Below are 20,056 nucleotides of genomic sequence, written 5' to 3' on the forward strand. Positions count from 1 at the left end.
AACACAGCCCCTCCGAGGAGTCCCCACGTGTCTCGCTGGTTTCGCTCGCCTCAAGCGTTGCTTACCGCCGCCGCGATCGGCGCGGCGGTGTTTGGAGTTCTCGCCGTCGTGTTTGCTCTTGGACCGTGTTCCGGAGCGCAGATTGGCACATTTGGCGCGGCGCTCGCGAGCGGGATGCTCGTCGGCGTGACGACGCTCATGCTCCTTGCCTCCCGTCCTGTCGGGGGTGACTTCGAGGTTGATCTGGACGGCGGCCCCTGCGCTTCGTGCGGAGCGCCGCTTGTGGCGGGGTGGCGTCTGTGTCCATACTGCGGCGAGATGCTGGATCGCGACGTCAGTCATCCGGTAGATGCCGGGCGAACACTCCGCTTCTAAGAAACAGGTGACCTCGTATGTCCGAGACCAAGACCGTGCGCCTCGCCACGACAGGGATGCACTGCGGCTCGTGCGCGATGCTGATTGATATGACACTTGAGGACGCGACCGGCGTGAGAAGCGTCAAGACCGAGTACGCATCCGGAACGACCGAAGTCACCTTCGACCCGGAGGCGATCGACATCGACGGGATCGTAGCGGCGGTCAGGTCGATCGGTTATGATGCCACAGCTCTCTAACGGTTAATTCGCGACAGAACAGGGAATTCGCCCCATGGATGTTGCTTCGGTGAGTCTTGCCGCCGCGTTCGCGGCGGGCGTCGTGTCCTTTCTCTCTCCGTGCGTACTGCCGCTCATACCGGGCTACCTCTCATTCATGACGGGCATGGCTGTCGGTGACCTGTCTGGAGGCGAGGCACGCCGAAGGGTTCTTGTCCCGTCGCTGCTGTTCGTCGCCGGCTTTTCTGTCGTCTTCACAGCTCTTGGCGCCTCAGCGAGTGTGCTCGGAGGGTACCTCGTCGATCATCGCGAGACTATCGAGCGAGTTGCCGGTCTTGCTGTCATTGGGCTTGGCGTTCTAATGCTCGGCATCTTTAAAGTGCCGTGGTTGTATGGTGAGGCCCGGTTCGATCTTGGCCGGGCTGGTGCGTTTGGACGAGGAGCCGCGTTTGTGATGGGAGCCGCGTTCGCATTTGGATGGACGCCATGCGTGGGGCCTGTGCTTGGCGCGGTACTCGCGCTCGCGGGAACCTCAGGCGATGTCGCTCAGGGCGCGACGCTGCTCCTTGCGTATTCAGTTGGACTCGGGGCGCCGTTCGTAGCCACGGCGTTACTGTTTGGCTCCGTGCGTCCGCTGCTCACGCGCCTCAATCGTCACGCGCTTACCGTCAACAGGGTGGCCGGAGCGCTACTGATCGCCGTGGGTGTGCTTATAGTGAGCGGTACGATGTCGGCGCTCGTGTCAGTGCTCACAAGGGCGTTTCCCGGTTTGACCCCCTAACCGGCTCGTGAACGCTCCAAGGTTGGCCTTGCCCTTCAGGTGACGTACGATGTGCATGCGTAGTCGAACCTGAAGAGAGCGGTCGACAGCAGTTGTTCAGACGGCGTAGCAGCGGCGGAACCCTCGCTTCGAACATTATCCTGCTCACACTGCTGATGGTCTCGCTGACAGTGACCATGGGTGCCCTCACAGCGCTCGGAGGAGTGTACGATCTGGCGCGAGGGGAGGTTTCGGCGCGCCACACCGCGTATCTGCACGCGGTTGTTGGCGACGTTTCGCTACGGCTCGATCCTGCAGGCCGTCTCGTGTCTCGAGCGATATCTGTCGCGGTTGATCCCCGTGACGGAGCGATCGACCGCGGAGCGCTAGCGGCGCAGTTCGACACGGGCGTCGAGTACGTTGATAGGCTGATGTTCGTGCAACGCGATGGTACGGTGATCAGTGCGCACCCAGCGTTTCAGGCGCCTCGCGAAGGAATCGACAATCCGGTCGTCGCCGCGGCGGTGCCAGACCGTCCCATCTACCACTACGAGCGCGTTCCGGGAAGCTTGGAGTCGTGGTTGTGGGTGGCTCGTTCCGTGGCCGGACACGACGACCTCGTGATGCTCGCGCGTGTTCGTAGCGGTTTCGTCCAGCTTGTCGTCGACCGGTTCTCCGATGCCGCAGATGGACGGAGTGTCATGCTCGTCACCCCGTACGGGGTGACCGTCGCACAAAGCGGCGGAATGGCTGCGCCGATGCGGGAAAGCGTCGTCTTCACGCCCGAGGAGCCTGGTGCGGATTCGGGCACGGTTTCAGCGGTAGTGGACGATGGTTCCGTGGTGTGGGGGCGGTGGGCTGACATCGCGCAATACGAAGGTCTTGAGTGGCGTGCGCTGATCTTCGAGCCGCGATCGGTAATGGTGCTCGCGACGGTGCGCGCCCTTACTCCTGCGGTGGTCGCGCTCGCGTTGAGCGGACTCTTCTCCCTTGTGCTCGCAGCCGTGTTCGCAGGCAAACTTGTCTCGCCGCTCACTCGACTCGAGGAGCGTGCGCGAGAAGCGGTGACCGGCGCCTACGTGCATCAGCTCGCGAGTGATCGCTCCGACGAAGTCGGTCGTCTCGCCGAGGCGTTCAACGCGATTGCCGTACGGCTCAATGCGCTGCACGACCTCGCACAGCTCCTCGCGAGCTCGTCTCGGTTGGATCAGGTGCTCGACGGGATCGTAGCCACGATCGGGCATCTTGTTCGTAGCGCGAGCGTCGCTGTCTTCCTCGTTGACGACCAGTCGGGGACACTGTCGCTCGCTCGTTCCAACGCGTCCGCGGGGGGTAGCCCGCCCGCGATTCCCCTCGCGGCCGACACGTGGCTAGTCGACGCTATGCATTCGAGCGGTCCTGAGGTGCGCCTCTCACTCGGTGCCGACATGGCCTCCCTTGTTCCCGGCGAGTATGGCAGGTCAGTCACCGTGTTGACCGCCCCACTCGTCGTGGGGACTGAACCGCTTGGCGTGGTAGTGGTTATCGAGAGTGCCGGTCACGGCTTCACTGACGCGGAGACCGAGATGATCCGCACGTTCTCCGCGCAGGCGGCGGTTGCCGTCCATAACTCCCGCCTTTTCGAAATTGAGACACGTTCCAGGACCGAGGCCGAGGTGCTTCGCGCGGTTGCCGAGCAGCTTTCGCGACCCCAGGCGCTCGGCGCGGCGTTGAGGAGCGTACGGGAGCCGACGTCGATTCTGCTCGGCGCGTCCGGTGATGCGATGGCGGTGTTCAAGCGATCGGCGTTTGGATTGCCCGCTGCTCGTGACACCGTCCGTGAGCAGATGCTTACGGAGGCGTGGCGCCAGGTTGCGACGCCGGGTCGCCCGACGGTAGTTCTCGAACGGGGCGAAGCCGGTCCAAGCGACACATTCCTCGACGGGTTTGAGGCATCAAGAGCGCTTGTCGCAGCGGTGGAGTTCGATGGCGAGCCGTGCGCGGTTCTCGCATTTGCCCGCCGCGGCGAGCGCCGATTCACAGCGCGGGACCATCGGCTCGCCGCCGCGATCGCGAGCCAGGTCTCTTTGGCTTTTGAGAGCGCGTTTCATTACGAACGGGCTCGATCGAAGGCCGAAAGTCTTGAGACCATCTTCCGCATCAGTCAGGTGGTTAGCTCGTCGCTTCAGGCTAAGGTCGTTCTCAACCGCGTACTCGATGTGGTGCAGCGGGTGTTTGAGGCCGATGCGGTTTCACTCATGACCTACGACACGGACGCGCAGAAGCTACGTACTGAGATGGCGCGCGGACTCGTCTCATCTGCGATCCTTCGATACGCGGCCGATTCAGGGACCGACCTAGTAGGTCAGGTCTTTTCCGGAGGGGAGCCAGTGCGTGTCGATGACCTCATCACCCACGGTGGTGAAGTATGCACCCTCGCCCATGAGCAGGGGATGCGCTCTTTGATCTCAGTACCCCTGCTCGCCCGGGGCCGCAGCATAGGCGTGCTGACCGTATTCTCAACCGCCAAAGGCGCATTCTCGGACGAAGACATGGGCCTCCTGCACACGTTTGCGTCTCAGGCCGCGCTGGCGATCGACACGGCTAAGCTGTACGGCAAGGAACACATGGTGGCATCCGTGCTCCAGGCATCGATCCTGCCTGACACGCTTCCGGAGTTTGAAGAAATTGAATCGAGCAGCGTCTATCTGCCAGCAGGCGTGGAGGCTGACATCGGTGGTGACTACTATGATCTGTTTTGCGGTCCAGAGGGATCGATCTTTACGGTCATGGGAGACGTGTGCGGGAAAGGTGTCGCCGCCGCAACCAAGACATCGATGATCAAGTACACGGTCCGTGGACTCGTGGCCGCGGGACTCGGGCCGGCGCGCGTGCTCAGTGAGGTGAACAAGGCGGTTGCGAGCAGTGGTGATCCGAGCGACATTGTCACATTGTGGATAGGAGCAATCGACACAGACAATAGGGTGCTTCACTACGCGAACGGCGGTCATCCTGCCGCACTGCTTCGCAAAGCCGACGGTGTGATCTTGAGGTTGCCGCCAACGGGTCCGCTTCTCGGGGCCATGGCTCTGGCACCGTACGAACAAGAGAGCGTCGCGGTGGAGGAGGGAGACTTGCTACTCCTCTACACCGATGGAGTGACGGAAGCTCGCCGTGGGAATAAGTTCTTTGGCGAGGGCAGAGTACGCTCAGCGCTCAAGCGGGGCAGGGATGCCGATGGAGTCACTCAGGAGCTGCTCGCCGCGCTCGACAGGTTCGTGCCGGGTACCATCCGTGACGACGCGGCGGTGTTAGCCGTGCGTATCCGCGCGAAGCTCGCGCCCGGCGAAGGTTAGACTCACGAGGACGGCTAGCACATGGACTACTCGATCGACCGCCGAGAAGAGCATCACGCGTGCGTGGTACGAGTTGATGGCGACATCGATTTGGGAGCGGTGCCTGAGTTACGCCAGGCACTCGACCAGGTGATAGAGACCGGGTGCTCAAATGTCGTGATCGATCTGACCGGCGTGACGTACGCGGACAGTTCCGCTCTCGGCTTGCTGGTCTGGCTTGACCATCAGCTGCAGCCGCGGAGCGGCAAGGCGGTTCTGGCGGGTGCGAATCGCGATGTCGAGCGGATCTTCGAGCTCTCAGGCTTGTTCCTGGCTACAGGATGTCTCGAGGAGACCGATGATCTCGCGAGCGCCATGGCGTGCCTCGACACGGTCTCGGACACGACCGAGGTCGAGCGGGGACACTCTCTAAGTATCGCGGCCGACGTGCAGCGTCTCGCCGAAGCCAGAGAACGGATTGTCGCCTTGATCCGGGATCTCGATTTTTCCGACTCAGCGCTCTTCGATATACAGGTAGCCCTTGGCGAGGCGCTCGCTAACGCCGTGCGTCACGGTTCGCGCGGACAGGATGGTGCGGTGGTGACTGTTGCGATTGCAGTTCACACCGATAGGGTTGTCTTCGAAGTCACGGACATGGGTAGCGGGTTCGACGGTGAACACACGTGCAGTGACGATCTGTATGCGGTGGGGGGACGGGGGGTCATGTTCATGAGGGCGCTCATGGATTCAGTCTGTTTCGCTTCCGCCGAAGGTGGAGGGACTACCGTGCGTCTCGTGAAGCATCGTGCGGTCGACGCGCCCAGTGCTCTACGGTAGCGTGGGCGTCTAACGACCTGCGAAGGAGTCCAAAACGTGCCTCGTCGACAACGCGTACTTGTGCTGAGCGCCTCTTTTGGAGGAGGTCACTGGTCCGCCGCGCGGGCGGTACAGGAGTATCTCGCTACGCATCATGGTGACTCCGTCGAGGTGAAGGTCATCGATTTTTTCGAGGAGTTTGTGCCGAGCCTGAACGTGCTCGCGAAATTCGCGTACCAGCAGTCCATCCAGTTCCTGCCAGTGGCATACGGAACTTTTTTCGATCTGTCGAACAAACTTCCGGCAAACCCTGTTGTCCACGAACTGCGTATCATGGGACTTGCCCGCGCCGCCGAGTTCATTGACTCGTGGGATCCCGACGCGGTGGTGTCTACGTTCCCGGTCGCCGGAGGTGTGGTGGCCGATTTGAAGGAGACCAGGCCGATCGTGTCCGCGACGGTCATCACGGATTTTGGAGCTCATCGCACGTGGCTTCACCCGGCGACCGACCTCTACTTTGTGGCCTGTTCCGAGGTGCGCGATGACCTCGTTGCCCGGGGCATCGCGCACGAGCGGGTTGTCGTGTCAGGAATACCGATTAGGGAGCGCTTCGCCGAACAGGCTGGCAAGAGCGCCGCGCGAGCGTCGCTTGGCTTAGCCGAGGAATTCACTGTGATGCTCGCTCCCATAGCGGGGGGAACATCAGACGCGGTATCCCTCGCGTCTGCACTTAAGGATCTGGGGGTTCAGGTACTCGCGGTGGCCGGATCCAGTGAGCGCCTGAAGAAACGCCTCGATGCCGTCGCCAGAGGCGGCAGCCGCGTTCGAGTGTTCGGCTACGTGGAAGATATCAACAGAGTCATGCAAGCCGCCGATATACTGGTTGGAAAGGCGGGTGGGCTCACGGTTTCCGAAGCGCTCGCGTTGAAGCTTCCGTTACTGATATACAATCCAGTTCCAGGGCAGGAACTCTACAATGTTGACTTCCTCGTTAACTACGGCGCTGGCCTGATGTGCCGAGACGAAGACGACGTGGTCGAGAAGGTACGTTTCATGGCAACACACCCGCAACGTCTGCAGCAGATGGAAGACAACGCCGGGGCGCTCGGCAAACCAGCGGCGTCCCAAACGATCTGTGAGCGGGTTCTCGCGGAAGTGCGGACAGAGACAAAGTGAAGGTGAGAGATACGATGCAGTTGTTCGAGGCGATAGAGAAGCGGCACTCCGTACGCGCTTTTAGGTCCGACACGGTACCGCGTGAGGCGCTCGAGAAGATCATGCGGGCCGCCGCTCTCGCTCCGTCAGCTCTCAACGAGCAGCCGTGGCTCTTCTATGTGACTAGTGGCGAGACGCGCCGGCGGGTAGGCGAGATCATGGCGCAGTCGACCACTCATCTTGAGGAGTACGTAGACTTGATCGGACCCGAACGGATGTCAGAAGCGGTCCGGTGGTACTCAGAGCTCGGTAACGCTCCAGTCGTCATAGTGTGCGCGATGCCCAAAGCCGACGATCCGTTTGGACGACTCAACAAGCAGATATCTGTGGGTGCCGCGATTCAAAACGTCCTGCTCGCGGCGACAGCCATCGGGCTTGCCGCGTGCAACATCACGTTCGCATTTTGGGTGCGCGACGAGCTTGCTTCACACCTTGGCGTGCCGAAAGACCACGAGATCGTCACGATCATCGCACTCGGGTACAGCGCTGAACACGAGCCTGTATCGCCTCCGCACAAGAGCGACATCGCCGAGTATCTCGACTGATCGAATGGTCCGCGCAGTCTTCTTTGATGTTGGCAACACCTTGCTCTTTCCGTACCCGAGCGTGGCCGAGGTGTGCCGCGAGGTTTTCGCCGACGCTGGTCACGACCGGGAGCGTACCGACATCGAGGGATTGATGCCTCTCGTCGACGAGTACTACGAGGACGCGTACGGACGCGACGACACGTTCTGGGCCGATGAGAATCGAACCGCTGAGGTGTGGATCGGGATGTATTCACTCCTCGCGCGAAAACTCGGGATACAAGATGAGGCCGTGGCGGCCGCCCTCGCGGATCGGATATATCGTGAGTTCGGGAATCCTGCTAGGTGGATGCCGTATGCCGATGTTGCGTCGGCGTTTGAGCGCCTACGCGCGCGCGGTGTTGGCATCGGCATCATCTCAAACTGGGACAGCAGACTTGAGTCGATACTTGCGGAACTGGGTCTTGGGCGGATGATCGACGTGGTGGTCTCATCGGCGGCTGTTGGACTGCACAAACCCGATCCGCGCATCTTCGAGCACGCGTGTGAGGCACTTGGTGTCCTGCCCCACGAGGCTGTTCATGTCGGCGACCACCACTACGCCGACATTATCGGGGCGAGTGCGGCAGGCTTGCGACCGGTCCTCATCGACCGTCACGGCATCGACCGTCACGGCAGCGCGCTTGCGACGCTCGATCTGCTCGAGTACTCGCTGGGTTGGGTGGATGTACCTGCCGAACTGCCGGTATAGTTCGACGTGCAGGGTATCGGCAGTGCGCGCGGCGTATCTCCGGGGTGAAATCGCACCAAGAAAGGGGCACCATGGCTCTGCGAGACCTGCGAGAGTACATTGCACTGCTTGAGTCGAAAGGGCAGCTCAAACGGATTTCAGTCGAGGTCGATCCCTTGCTTGAGATCGGTGAGATCACCGACCGCGTGAGCAAGGCGGCCGGGCCGGCGCTGCTTTTTGAAAACCCCGTCGATCGCGCAAGTGGTCGCCGCTACGGCCATCCGGTCGCAATCAATCTTATGGGTGGTTACGACCGCATGTCCTGGGCGCTTGGGGTCGACGCCGGGACTGGTACGTGGCGCGATCTTGACGCGAAGGGTCGTCAGCTCATGGAGCTCTTGCCCCTTGATATGCCCGCTTCGATGAAGGACAAGCTGGGCGTGCTCATGGGGCTCAAGGACCTCGCGGGGGCGGGCGCCAAGGAGATCAGGCAGGGGAAAGCTCCGTGCCAGCAGGTCGTGCTACGTGGCGGCGATGTTGATCTGACAAAGTTGCCGGTACTTACCACGTGGCCCGGGGACGGCGGCCCGTTCATCACGTTGCCGATCGTGGTGACTCGAAGCCTCAAAGGCCGTCCCAACCTGGGGATGTATCGGTTGCAGGTTTTTGATGGCAAGACAACTGGAATGCACATTCATGAGCACCACGACGGCGCGAAGAACCTGCGCGAGTGGACAGCGGCGGGGCACGATCGCATGCCGGTATCCGTCGCGCTTGGTGCCGACCCCGTCACGATCTTCTCGGCCACCGCTCCCGTGCCGCCCATGATCGACGAGTACCTGTTTAGCGGCATTTTGCGTGGAGAGCCGGTGGAGGTGGTGAAGTGCGTGACTAACGACCTCCTCGTGCCCGCTCACGCAGAGATCGTGCTGGAGGGTTACGTGCCTGTCCACGAGATTCGGCTTGAAGGTCCATTTGGCGACCACACTGGGTACTACTCGCTTGCCGACCAATTCCCCGTGTTCCACATCGAGGCGATCACCATGCGCGGCGACGCAATCTATCCCACGACCATCGTAGGCCGTCCACCAATGGAAGATTGCTTCATGGCCAAGGCGACCGAGAGGATATTTCTTCCGGTCATTCGCGCGATGATGCCCGAGGTGATCGATTATGATCTTCCGCTCGAAGGAGTCTTCCACAACTGCGCGATATTCCAGATCAAGAAGGAGTTTGCTGGCCAGGCATTTCGCGTCATGAACTTCGCCTGGTCGATGGGGCAGATGATGTTCACCAAGTACGTGATAGTGGTCGATGAGGATGTCGATTGCCATGACTACAGCCAAGTCGCGTGGCGCTGCTTTAACAACGTGGATCCGAGTCGTGACATTCTCATAAGCAAAGGGCCGCTCGACAAACTTGATCACGCGAGCAATTTCGAGAGCTTTGGCTACAAAATGGGCATCGACGCTACCAAACCGCTCCCCGGGGAAGGTCACGAGCGAGAGTGGCCAGAGGCGCTCGAGATGTCGCCTGCGGTCAAGGCTCGGGTAGACGCGATGTGGGACGAACTCGGCCTTGGGTAGACTTGCCGAGAAGACGCGCATGCTGCTCGAACTCGTCAAGTTCGAGCACTCGGTGTTTGCGCTTCCGTACGCCTATATTGGCGCGGTATACGGCGCGGCACACACCGCGGCGGCATGGCCGCCGGTAGCCGCGCTTGGGTGGATCACCGTAGTGATGGTCGGTGCGCGAGCGTTCGCATTCGTCGTAAACCGGGCGGTTGACAAGGAGATCGACGCGCGCAACCCGCGAACCGCCGGCCGCGCAGTGCCCGCTGGACTTATCAAAGCGGGAGAGTTGTGGGCCTTTGCGGCCGTGATGCTCGCAGCGTATTTGGCAGGGGTCTGGCAGCTCGATCCTATCGTACGCGTGCTTTGGCCCATACCCCTTGTGGCGTTCATCGCGTACCCCTACATGAAGCGTTTCACGTGGGCGTGCCACTACTGGCTTGGGCTATGTCTCGGGCTGGCGCCCGTGGGCGGTTGGGTCGCGCTCGGTGCGCCGATCGCGCACCCCGCACCATGGCTGTTTGGCCTCGCGGTCATGGTGTGGACGGCTGGCTTCGACATCATCTACGCGACGATGGATTACGAGTGTGATGTTCGCGACGGTGTTCACAGCGCGCCGGCAAATCTGGGTATCCGTAAGGCGTTGTTGATGACACGCGCCCTGCACGTGCTCACCGTGGTAGTGTTTGTAGGGGCCGGAGTCATGGTCGGGGCGGGTTGGCCCTACTTCGGCGCGGTCGCCGTGGCGGCGGTCTTGCTCGCATACGAGAATTCGATCGTCTCGGCCAAGGATCTGTCACGAGTGGACGCCGCGTTTTTCACGTTTAACGGTGTGATTGCGATGGTCATCTTTGCGGGAGTGCTTGTCGATCGGCTCATCGCCTGAGTCTTTGGAAGGGGAGTGTGATGGGTCGGTATACGGTGGCGATCACGGGGGCATCAGGTAGTGTGTACGGTCTTCGTGCTGTCGAGCGACTGCTCGAACAGGGCCATGAGGTCACGTTTCTTATGACCGAAGCGGGCCGGGAGGTCACCGCTTACGAGACGGGTTTCGAGCTGCCGGCTGAGGACGCGGGCACGGCTCTGGCACGCTTTCTTGAGCTGCCGTCTGCGGCACTGCTACGGGTAGCGAGCTGCGAGGACTTGTTCGACCCGATCGCGTCGGGTTCTTACCGGGTTGACGGGATGTTGGTCATTCCTGCATCGATGGGTTTCTGCGCGGCGATTGCCTCGGGAATTGCTTCGAATCTTGCCGAACGGGCCGCCGATGTCATGCTCAAGGAACGCCGCCCTCTGGTTCTTGTGCCGCGTGAGACACCATTCTCGCTCGTGCATCTGCGAAACCTTACCGTGCTGACGGAAGCTGGCGCGATCGTCGCGCCCGCTTCACCGGGGTTCTATCATCGGCCTGAGACCCTCGACGATCAGGTGAATTTTGTTGTCGGCAAAGTGTTCGACGTGCTTGGCATCGAACATAAGCTGTTCGATCGTTGGGGTGGATGAGCGCGAGCAACTTGACTCGCGCAGGCTCATCGCGTCAGAATATTCGATCATAGGGTCCAATAGAAGTCGCTCAGTACTCGCAGTAGCACTAAACGTCGCAGCATTAGTCGTAGCATGGAGGTGGCAGCATGACCCTGTCGCAGGCGCGAAAGCGCTTCCCGCTTGTGCCCGCCGAGATCATCCAGTGGGCGATCGAGAACATCGCCGATCCGCGTGACGTCGAGCGCGGGCTGTTCAGGCTTGAACAGTCGAGGCGGATTCAGATCAAGTATTCCGCCTGAGATTGACCCGGTCACCCAGTAATGAGACAGGCCGCCCACTCCGGGCGGCCTGATCGCTGTTCTGGAGGCGACGCCCGGATTCGAACCGGGGATGAGGGCTTTGCAGGCCCCTGCCTTACCACTTGGCCACGTCGCCATCAACGATGTCCAGCGACATCGTACTACCGAAAAGACCGACCCCGTGTGTCGCTATGAAGCCTCCAGGACCGGCCTTCGTATGGAATCGATGGAGCGGACGAAGGGATTCGAACCCTCGACCCCCACCTTGGCAAGGTGGTGTTCTACCACTGAACTACGTCCGCGCAAAGGGTAGTCTAGCAATCGCCCCCCGGCGAGGCAAGCCGCTTTCGTGCAGGTTTCGTGCTGGTACGCCGCCGCTTGAGGGCTTTGGTTTCTGGGAGCGAGGTTTGCCGTTTGGCGGACCACCACGAGCGTCTTGTCAGTAAACATCCCACCGAGCGACCCTGCCGGCGCTTGGCGGTTGCGTGATTCGCGTTGCGCTCTGCCCGGGAGTTGGTACAATGTCCGTCGTCGCGCTTGATGGCGTGCCATGGGCGATTAGCTCAGGGGGAGAGCACTTCCTTGACACGGAAGGGGTCAGAGGTTCAAATCCTCTATCGCCCACCATGGATGATGAAACGCCCCTTCGGGATCTCTGCGGAGATATTCGAAGGGGCGTTTTAGCTGGCAGGAGCCGATAGCGCAGTCGGTGAGCTCTGCGTTCAAAGGGACCGCTTTGAAACAAGCACGGTTCACCGAGGCCCAGATCGTCGACATCCTCGCCCAAGCTGCCTGGGGCAACATGACGGGCAAAGACGTCTGCGGTCGCCCGGGAGTCCACGCACACCCGTCTCCGTCCGCGCACGGACAGTTATGGTAGACTACTCGGTAGCACTACTAGTCGGCACTACTATCTGGAGCTACTGACATGGCCAAGATCAACATCAGTCTTCCTGACCACCTGCTCAAAGAGCTCGACGCCATCGCCGTCGAGCTGCATGGATCCCGGAGCGGCTTCGTTGCCGAGGCAACCGCACGGTACGTGGCGACGTTGACCGAGGAGCGAACTCGGGCCGAGCGACAGAAGCGCATCGATCGGGCACTGGAGCAGGCAGCGGCTCTTGGGGAGAAGTTCGGCTCATTCGATGCGATGGCATCAGTCCGGGAAGACCGCGACCGGGACGAGCGCGTGGGTGCCGACACGTGAGCGCCTTCGTGGTGGTCGACTCTTCGGTTGCCTTCAAGTGGTTCGCTCAGGCCGCCGAGGAGGGGGTTGACCCCGCCCGAGCTCTGCTCGGTCGGCATCGGGCAGAGACGATCACGCTGGCTGCGCCCACCCTCCTGCGCCTCGAAGTACTCAACGGGTTCTGGAAGCGCAAAGCCACTTCGGCCGATCTCGCGATGATTGCCGCTACGCTCGATGACTTCGCCCTTGCGTGGTTCGATCTGACGGTCGAGCTTTCGTCGCATGCGGCGCACGTCGCCGCCGAGCATCGCCTCACCGTCTACGACTCAGTGTTCGTCGCTCTCGCGCTGCAACTCGACTGCGAACTCATCACCGAAGACCGTGAGGTCATCCGCACAGGAGCGTGCCAGCTGCTGTCACTCGGCGGGTAGCCACCTTCGCCGAGCGGTGTGCGCGACGGTGATAAGACGCATGTGGGCTCACTCGGCGGATGGCTGACCCGCGATCATCGCTCACAACTGCGGCCTGGGGCGCGCCGCACTGGCTGTGAGAGTAGCCGTGAGAGGAAGCCCCGGATTATCCGCAGAGATGTTCGAACGGGGCGGTTTTTGTTGCACGCGCGTGGCACTTCGTCAGATTCGAAGCGGTTCTCACGCCTTGGCGTGGGTACAAACTGCGAAACGGTAACTCACGCTATCAAGGAGTCGTGAGCCGGAATTAGGGTGGTGGCTGTGGTGTATGTGTCGAGGATCCGCACGGTCTTGCTTATGAGTCTTGCCGCGGCGCTTGTATTGGGTGCGGTGGGATGTGCCGAGGGTGGAGGGGAGAACGCCGCACCGGAGTCGCCCGAGACGGAGGAGTCGCCGGCACCTGAGGAAGAAGATGATGCCGACTCTGAGTCGATGGACACAAATCCCGACAGGACACTTGTCGAGAGCACCTGTTCCGGCTGTCACGATCTGGCGCAGGTGTGGGCCGCTGAATATGACCGGGCAGGCTGGGAAGCCGTCGTTACCCGGATGGAGTCGAACGGGTTGGAGATCTCCGACGATGACCGTGCGAGGGTGATCGAGTATCTCGCCGGAGGGAGCGGTAGTTAGCTAACGCACCCGCTGTGTGCGTACGTGTGTTCCGAAGGGCGTCGGGTTACGGTATAGTTGTGCACAATGTTGTACACACCGCGCGCCGTCATGGCGAAGCGGCATGCCGAGGCCACAGAGAGGGGACGCCCGATGTCGGACTCCGTGATCGCGCTCAGCGACGGCATCAACGCCCGAGTAGACGCGTTTGTTGAGCGTCGTGATGCGCTCAAGGACGCCGATCGTTACTTCTATCTGCAGGCGACGACCGGACGCACCAATCATCGGGTGCGGATGGTGGACGGTCGCGAGATGGTCCAGCTCGCCTCGTACAGCTACCTCGGGCTGATCGGACATCCGCGTATTGAGGCCGCCGCCAGGGAGGCGATCGATACCTACGGCACGGGGGCTGGCGGTGTGCGCCTGCTGACAGGCACGACTGATCTTCACGAGCGGCTCGAAGCGCGCATCGCCCGGTTCTGCGCCCGTGAGGACGCGTGCGTCTACTCGAGCGGTTACGTAACAAACATTGCGATCATCACGGGACTCACCGGCCCCGGAGACCTCGTGCTGATGGACAAGCTCGATCACGCCAGCATCGTTGACGGATGCCTGCTCTCGGGTGCGAAGTGGCGCACCTATCGTCACAACGACATGGCGCACCTTGAGAAGTTGCTTGCGGACTCCGCCGGCGAGTACAACACGGTTCTCGTCGTTGCGGATTCGGTCTTCTCGATGGACGGCGACATCATGGACTTGCCTGCCACACGGGCGCTGTGTGATCGCTACGGTGCTCGCCTTATGGTTGATGAGGCCCACTCGATCGGATCACTCGGAGCTACCGGTCACGGTATCGAGGAACACTTCGGCATGGTGGGCTCGATCGACCTCAAGATGGGCACACTGTCCAAGTCGATCCCGAGTGTTGGAGGCTACCTTGCTGGCGCATCAGATCTGGTGGACTACCAGCGCCACATGTCTCGGCCTTTCATCTTCTCGGCGGCCCTTCCGCCTGCGCAAACCGCCGCCGCACTTGCAGCGTTCGACGTCATAGAGGATGAACCCGAGCGCGTTGCGCGACTTCATGACGTGACGCGTCGCTACAGCGTCGGCCTGAAAGCGCAAGGCTGGAACACGATGGATTCCGAGACGTGCGTGGTGCCGGTTTTGGTTGGCGATGAGGCGCAAACGATGGATCTGACCCGGATGCTTTTCGACAGAGGGGTGTTCGTGTGCCCCATCGTCCATCCGGCTGTCCCGCGCGGGATGGATCGCTTGCGTACGTGCTTGATGGCGACGCACACGGATGAGGACATCAGACATTCGCTCGACGCGTTTGCAGAGGCTGGCTCAGCACTCGGTCTGATCGCGTGACAATGCCGCGCAGCGCTCTTCGGTTGTCGTATACTGCGGGTCAGTACCACATCTTGTGCTCCGCGCGCGCCGTTCGCGGCGGAGTGTGACGGCTCGCGCGGAGAGGCGGGTGATGTGACGAAGTCTGGGCCGCTTGACCGGCACGCGTCGGGAGCGCCTGTCACGGCTGCCTTGCTCGGCGTGGGGGTACTCGTAGCCGCTCACATCGCTGTTCCTTTCGACGTTGCGTACGGGTCTGCCTGGAGCCGGTTTGAGCTCGTGCTCTACACGATCGCACAGGCGCTTGCGGTCGTAGGCGCAGGGATCGCCGCTTTGCGCGTCGTGTCGGATCGACTGTTCTGGTCGCTGCTGACCCTTGCCTGCACGTTCGTGCTCGTATACGACCTGCCGTGGACTTTCACCGTGTGGCAAGGGAACCCTCCGCCGACCGACGGCACAACCGCATCACTATTCCTCGTGATTCTTCCAGCAACGCTGTTTCTCATCCTGATTGCAACGATGACGCGGATGGACGAGCTTGCCTGGCCAGCGCGTCTGAAGTTCATCGTCGGCGGTCTGATCGTGCTCACCGCCGTATTTGTTGCTTACCTAGTGATGTTTGTCCGTCCGCTCTTCAGCGCGTGGGAGTCCGCCGAGGTCACGCACGTGCTGCGGTTGAGCTTGCACGGGAGTATCGGTGTGGGGATGCTCCTGGGCACGGCAGCGACTGTGATGTGGCTAAACGTATCCGCGTGGCGACCATGGGAGAAGCTGTTTGTCGCCGCGTTCACCGTCTACGGATCTACACTCGCGCTTACGCCAATCTACAACGTAGTCGTTCGTCTCGCCCCGTCTCCGTACTCACAGCTTCACGAAACGCTGCTCATGGTCGGTCCGGGACTCGTGTTCGCGGCCGCGGTCGCCCGTCTGGGGGACGGCAGGGACCACGCGCCGCTCATTCGATACGGCCCAACAGGTTACGGGCGTGTGTGGATAGCCACGGTCTTCGCTTGCGGCGCGATTGCCGTAGCGGGGTTCTTGGCCCTGGCAGCGGTCCTTGCGCCCAGCGGATCCTTCGACGAGGCCCTCTATGCGTCTGCCGCCACCATCATGCTCGTCCTTCTCGGCGCATGGCTCATCATGTGCGGGTACGAAGTTGCCGGAATCATGCGGGCGGTCACCGTCGATCGCGTCTCCGGCGCGCACAGTGTCGCGCACTTTCACGAGACGCTCGCCCGCGAGCTCGATCTTTCTCACCGTCACGGCGCCCCTCTGAGTGTCCTCTTCGTTGACATAGATGGTTTTCACCGATACGTGGAGACAAGCGGTGCGGAGTGCGGAGAGCGCTTGTTACGGCAGGTCGCAGAAGCGATACGAGAGGTCATCGGTTCCCTGGACCGGGTTTGCCGCTTAGAAGACGATCTCTTCGCGTGCGTGTTTCCTGGCATCGAGCGAAGGGGAGGGCATCGAATCGCGGAGTCGATCAGGGCCGCTGTCCGCGAGGAGTCTGCGATGACGGTTTCTGTGGGCGTGGCGGTCTTCCCCGAGCATGGATTTGCGACCGCCGAGTTGGTCGATGCGTGCGCATCGGCGCTTCGATGGGCGAAGGTTCACGGAAAAGACAGGGTAGAGTTTTTCTCGGAAGATCAACGCAAGACCGTCGTGCCGTCGAGCGAGGCCGCTGTCCCCGAAGGTCACGCCCACGTCGCTTCGGTCCGATCGCTTGCGGCGGCCGTGGACTCCCGCCATCTTGACACGCGCTACCACTCCCAAGGGGTCGCCGATCTCGCGGTGTTGGTCGCGAGAGATCTAGGGCTCGACGACGAGCGCGTGCGGCTGATTGAGCAAGCGGCGCTGATGCACGATATAGGAAAGATCGGACTGCCCGACGCGATACTCGGCAAGCCGGGTCGATTGACGGCCGAGGAGTATGCTCGCGTACAGGAGCACCCTGTTCTTGGTGAGCGGATTGTTGCCTCCACCGCTCTTGCGCATGTCGCGCCATGGATACGTTCCCACCACGAGAGGTGGGATGGCACGGGCTATCCCGACGGCTTGTCTGGAGGGGCGATTCCGCTGGAGTCGCGAATCATCTCGGCGTGTGACGCGTACGATGTCATAACCTCGCCGAGAGCGTATCGCGCGCGCCTCTCGGCGGATGCGGCGGTGCAAGAGATCGATTTGGGAATGGGCACCCAGTTCGATCCGGTCGTCGGCGAAGCCCTCATCGCGGTGGTCCGTCGAGCCGTACACCCTCCCGAGCCGCGTGGGCGTCATGCCTTTCCAGCGGCGTGATCCGGGCGGCGCGCTGCTTCTCCACCTCGCCGCGAGAATCACTCTCGCTTACCGCAACGTGTCGATGACAGCAGCGATGTCGCGTGGTCTTTCGGCACGCTTCCATGCGGATGTACTCGCGGCGGGCACTCCAGCGTTGTAGCTCGGCACATCCGCGTCGAAGTAAAAGATGCCGATCGGTATTTGGCACTCGTCGGGCGCGCACGTCATCTCGTCGAACGCAGACATCGCAAGCGTGAGAGCGGCGACGCGATCAGAGGCGTCGTGGCCGCTCTCTTCGAGCTTGTAAACACGCTCCCGGAACCAGCTGAAGGTGTTCAGCTTGTTCCACGTCACGCATGGCTGAAACACGTCGACGAGGGCGAAGCCGGGGTAGCTGAGTGCTTTGCGGTAGAGCTCTGTGAGGTGAGGAATGTCACCTGCAAACCCGCGGGCCACGAACGGCGCGCCCTGCGAGAGCGCGAGTCCTATCGGGTTCGCGGGTTGTTCGAGAACGCCCGAGGGAGTGGAGACGGTCTTGATCAGGTGTTCGGTAGTTGGGGACGCCTGCCCGGTCGTGAGGCCGTACACTTGGTTGTTGTGAGCGATGCAGGTCAGGTCTACGTTGCGCCGCAGAGCGTGCGCGAAGTGCCCCATCCCGAGCCCGTACCCATCTCCGTCACCCATCTCGACGATGACCTTGAGATCCGGTCGAACAAGCGAGAGCGCAGAGGCGACCGGCAGTGCTCGTCCGTGCAGCGCGTGGAAGCCAGCTGTCACGGTGAAATCGGCGCCATTGCCGTGGCACCCGATCCCCCACACAATCGAGTAGTCGGTGAAGTCCATCTCAAGTTGAGCGAGAGCTCGCTTGAGCGCCTCCCACATGCCGTAGTTGCCACAACCCGGGCACCACGTAGGTTTGTTGGGCGACGCGTACTCCTTGACCTCAGGCATCAGCCAAGCACCTCCTTTACGAACGCGACGATTTGTTCGGGCGAGAACGGTCGTCCGTCGTATCTGCGGAGCGTGTGATCGACATCGGTAAGGCAGTGCTCGCGAACGAGACTCTGAAGCTGACCCGTGTAGTTGCCTTCTACGATCGCGCTGCGCTTCGCCTTGCCGAGAAAGGCCGAGACCTCATCGGCAGGAAACGGCCAGACGGTGACGACTTGCATGAGATTCACGGTTACGCCTTCACGCTCAAGCCACCGCATCGCTTCTCGAACCGGCATTTTTGTCGTGCCGAAGACGAGCACCGAGAGGTCCGCGTCTTCGGGGCCGAAGGTGGCTGGAGGCGGGACGAGCGTGCGTGCTAGAGCAAGTTTGCGCATACGTTTTTCGTTTTGAGCGATCCGGTTCTCAGGGATCTCTCCGGCGGCACCGTAGCCAGACTCATCGTGCTCGTAGGAGTTGACGATCTGCTCAGCGCCACGCACCCCCGGCAGCGCACGGGGGGAGACTCCCGACGGGGTAACGCGGTATCGCAGGTAATCGCTTACCTCCCCCTCACAGATGAGCTCGCCGCGGTCGATTGCGACGTTCGATGCATCGAAGGGCGCTGTTGAGCGCCGGTTGTCCGACAGGTATGTGTCGCCAAGGATGATGACGGGAGTTTGCAGGATGTCGGCGAGATTGAAGGCGTGCCAGGTGAGGGTGAACGCGTCGTCATGGTCGCCGGGAGCGAGCACGACGCGAGGGAATTCGCCTTGCGAAGCGTGGATGGCGAATCGCAGGTCGCTTTGCTCGGTCCACGTGGGCATCCCGGTCGCGGGTCCGGGCCGGGTGAAGAGCCCGACAACGACCGCTGATTCGCTCACGCCCGCCAGACCGAACGCCTCGACCATGAGGGAAAATCCGCCGCCGGAAGTGGCGCACATGGCGCGCGCTCCGCCAAAGGCGGCCCCGACGACCATGTTCATCGCTGCGATCTCGTCTTCCGTGTGCTTGACGATGACTCCGTCGCGCTCTCCATGGTGTGCCATGAAGTGAAGAAGACTGGACGCGGGTGTCATCGGATACGCGCAGTACATACCTATTCCAGCGGCGAGCGCGGCAAGACCAACTGACTCGTTGCCATCGACAAGGATGCGTTCGTCGTTACGCTCACGCGGCGCGAGAGCGAACGGGAAAGCGCACTCGTTTTTCGCGGCGTACACGTAGCCCGCTGTCGCGCACGCGACGTTTTGCTCGGCGATCTCAGGTTCCTTGTGGGCGAACTGCCGCCTAATTGAGTCGGTAAGGTGTTCGAGCGGAAATCCGACGTAGCCGAGCACAGCGCCGAGCGCCGCTGTGTTGCGCATGATCTTCTTGCCGCCAGACTCTCGCACGATGTCGTCGAGCGGCACGGGGACGACACACACAAGCTCGGGGATATCGGCGATCGTCTCTATGTCTACCGCGCCAGGGTCGAAGATAATTGCGGCGCCCTCGGTCAGCTCGCCAAGGTGCAGCTCGATACTCTGCCTGTCGAGGGCGACGAGCACGTCGACTGGCTCGACGTGACTGTGAATCTCCTCGGCCGAAACGCGAAGATGATAGCTGTTGTGTCCGCCTTTGATGAGTGACGGATACTCAGTCAGATCGAAGGTCTCATATCCTGCCCTCACGAAGAGGCGGGCGAGTGTCTGGCCGGCCGCCTTAATTCCGAAGCCCGCCGGCCCTCCGATCTTGATACGGACTTCAGGAGTATCGGGCGCGTGGTCTGACATGTCGTACCTTCCTGCCGGGCGCGGGCTGGTGGACGCCGGACGTGGCTCGATGTGCGATGCGGCGCTACGCCGGACGGATACAGTGTGGTTCATTCCCGTTCGTCGAGGGATGACGCCGCGTGCGATAATCGGCGGGAAAAGTGGTCGCG

The 20,056-nt window shown here is 61.7% G+C and carries 19 protein-coding genes and 3 tRNA genes; 18 read left to right on the plus strand and 4 right to left on the minus strand.

Annotated features, from left to right (window positions below):
• Positions 1 to 27: 27 nt before the first annotated feature.
• From KGZ40_07645 to KGZ40_07700, 12 genes are all read left to right on the plus strand, one after another.
• Complete coding sequence (locus tag KGZ40_07645) at positions 28 to 375, plus strand: zinc ribbon domain-containing protein (protein MBS3957386.1); 348 nt, start codon at positions 28 to 30, stop codon at positions 373 to 375.
• A 17-nt stretch (positions 376 to 392) separates the two neighbouring features.
• Positions 393 to 614, plus strand: coding sequence for a cation transporter (locus tag KGZ40_07650; protein MBS3957387.1), 222 nt, complete (start codon positions 393 to 395; stop codon positions 612 to 614).
• Between the two features lie 34 nt (positions 615 to 648).
• Complete coding sequence (locus KGZ40_07655; protein MBS3957388.1) at positions 649 to 1,374, plus strand: cytochrome c biogenesis protein CcdA; 726 nt, start codon at positions 649 to 651, stop codon at positions 1,372 to 1,374.
• A 92-nt stretch (positions 1,375 to 1,466) separates the two neighbouring features.
• Positions 1,467 to 4,688 carry a SpoIIE family protein phosphatase gene (locus tag KGZ40_07660; protein MBS3957389.1) on the plus strand — a complete coding sequence of 1,074 codons (3,222 nt, stop codon included), beginning with the start codon at positions 1,467 to 1,469 and terminating at the stop codon, positions 4,686 to 4,688.
• Between the two features lie 21 nt (positions 4,689 to 4,709).
• Complete coding sequence (locus KGZ40_07665) at positions 4,710 to 5,504, plus strand: anti-sigma factor antagonist (protein MBS3957390.1); 795 nt, start codon at positions 4,710 to 4,712, stop codon at positions 5,502 to 5,504.
• 36 nt (positions 5,505 to 5,540) lie between these two features.
• A complete protein-coding gene (locus tag KGZ40_07670) occupies positions 5,541 to 6,659 on the plus strand; it encodes a glycosyltransferase (GenBank protein MBS3957391.1) in 1,119 nt (372 codons plus the stop codon).
• Between the two features lie 14 nt (positions 6,660 to 6,673).
• Positions 6,674 to 7,243: a nitroreductase family protein gene (locus tag KGZ40_07675; protein MBS3957392.1), complete on the plus strand. Its 570-nt coding sequence runs from the start codon at positions 6,674 to 6,676 to the stop codon at positions 7,241 to 7,243.
• A 4-nt stretch (positions 7,244 to 7,247) separates the two neighbouring features.
• On the plus strand, positions 7,248 to 7,973 hold the full coding sequence (locus KGZ40_07680; protein ID MBS3957393.1) for an HAD-IA family hydrolase: 726 nt from the start codon (positions 7,248 to 7,250) through the stop codon (positions 7,971 to 7,973).
• A 71-nt stretch (positions 7,974 to 8,044) separates the two neighbouring features.
• Positions 8,045 to 9,538 (plus strand): menaquinone biosynthesis decarboxylase, encoded by a 1,494-nt coding sequence (locus KGZ40_07685; protein MBS3957394.1) that lies wholly within the window; start codon positions 8,045 to 8,047, stop codon positions 9,536 to 9,538.
• 19 nt (positions 9,539 to 9,557) lie between these two features.
• The gene (ubiA, locus tag KGZ40_07690; GenBank protein ID MBS3957395.1) at positions 9,558 to 10,409 is read left to right on the plus strand and encodes a putative 4-hydroxybenzoate polyprenyltransferase; all 852 of its coding nucleotides are present in this window, start codon (positions 9,558 to 9,560) and stop codon (positions 10,407 to 10,409) included.
• A gap of 20 nt (positions 10,410 to 10,429) precedes the next feature.
• On the plus strand, positions 10,430 to 11,026 hold the full coding sequence (locus KGZ40_07695) for a UbiX family flavin prenyltransferase (protein ID MBS3957396.1): 597 nt from the start codon (positions 10,430 to 10,432) through the stop codon (positions 11,024 to 11,026).
• A gap of 128 nt (positions 11,027 to 11,154) precedes the next feature.
• Positions 11,155 to 11,307, plus strand: coding sequence for a hypothetical protein (locus KGZ40_07700; GenBank protein MBS3957397.1), 153 nt, complete (start codon positions 11,155 to 11,157; stop codon positions 11,305 to 11,307).
• Between the two features lie 62 nt (positions 11,308 to 11,369).
• On the opposite strand, the gene KGZ40_07705 is transcribed toward KGZ40_07700, so the two are convergent.
• Both KGZ40_07705 and KGZ40_07710 read right to left on the minus strand, forming a co-directional pair.
• Positions 11,370 to 11,443 (minus strand) — tRNA-Cys (locus KGZ40_07705).
• Between the two features lie 91 nt (positions 11,444 to 11,534).
• A tRNA-Gly gene (locus tag KGZ40_07710) sits at positions 11,535 to 11,609 on the minus strand.
• A gap of 250 nt (positions 11,610 to 11,859) precedes the next feature.
• Here KGZ40_07710 and KGZ40_07715 point away from each other — a divergent pair.
• The 6 genes from KGZ40_07715 to KGZ40_07740 all read left to right on the plus strand — a co-directional run bounded on the left by KGZ40_07715 (position 11,860) and on the right by KGZ40_07740 (position 17,220).
• Positions 11,860 to 11,934 (plus strand) — tRNA-Val (locus tag KGZ40_07715).
• A 301-nt stretch (positions 11,935 to 12,235) separates the two neighbouring features.
• Entirely contained in the window at positions 12,236 to 12,514 is a 279-nt protein-coding gene (locus KGZ40_07720) for a type II toxin-antitoxin system HicB family antitoxin (protein MBS3957398.1), read from the plus strand.
• The gene (locus KGZ40_07725) at positions 12,511 to 12,924 is read left to right on the plus strand and encodes a type II toxin-antitoxin system VapC family toxin (GenBank protein ID MBS3957399.1); all 414 of its coding nucleotides are present in this window, start codon (positions 12,511 to 12,513) and stop codon (positions 12,922 to 12,924) included. Before KGZ40_07720 ends, KGZ40_07725 begins: the two co-directional genes overlap by 4 nt.
• 300 nt (positions 12,925 to 13,224) lie before the next feature.
• Positions 13,225 to 13,593: a hypothetical protein gene (locus KGZ40_07730; GenBank protein ID MBS3957400.1), complete on the plus strand. Its 369-nt coding sequence runs from the start codon at positions 13,225 to 13,227 to the stop codon at positions 13,591 to 13,593.
• Positions 13,594 to 13,725: 132 nt separating this feature from the next.
• Complete coding sequence (locus KGZ40_07735) at positions 13,726 to 14,946, plus strand: pyridoxal phosphate-dependent aminotransferase family protein (protein ID MBS3957401.1); 1,221 nt, start codon at positions 13,726 to 13,728, stop codon at positions 14,944 to 14,946.
• Positions 14,947 to 15,060: 114 nt separating this feature from the next.
• Complete coding sequence (locus KGZ40_07740) at positions 15,061 to 17,220, plus strand: diguanylate cyclase (GenBank protein MBS3957402.1); 2,160 nt, start codon at positions 15,061 to 15,063, stop codon at positions 17,218 to 17,220.
• A gap of 48 nt (positions 17,221 to 17,268) precedes the next feature.
• Here KGZ40_07740 and KGZ40_07745 read toward each other — a convergent pair whose 3' ends face one another.
• Both KGZ40_07745 and KGZ40_07750 read right to left on the minus strand, forming a co-directional pair.
• Positions 17,269 to 18,153 (minus strand): 2-oxoacid:ferredoxin oxidoreductase subunit beta, encoded by an 885-nt coding sequence (locus KGZ40_07745; protein ID MBS3957403.1) that lies wholly within the window; start codon positions 18,151 to 18,153, stop codon positions 17,269 to 17,271.
• The gene (locus KGZ40_07750) at positions 18,153 to 19,907 is read right to left on the minus strand and encodes a 2-oxoacid:acceptor oxidoreductase subunit alpha (protein ID MBS3957404.1); all 1,755 of its coding nucleotides are present in this window, start codon (positions 19,905 to 19,907) and stop codon (positions 18,153 to 18,155) included. The genes KGZ40_07745 and KGZ40_07750 overlap by 1 nt, the downstream gene beginning before the upstream one ends.
• Positions 19,908 to 20,056 lie beyond the last annotated feature (149 nt).

The sequence above is a fragment of the Clostridiales bacterium genome (assembly GCA_018333995.1).
Classification (GTDB): Bacteria; Actinomycetota; Coriobacteriia; order Anaerosomatales; family SLCP01; genus JAGXSG01.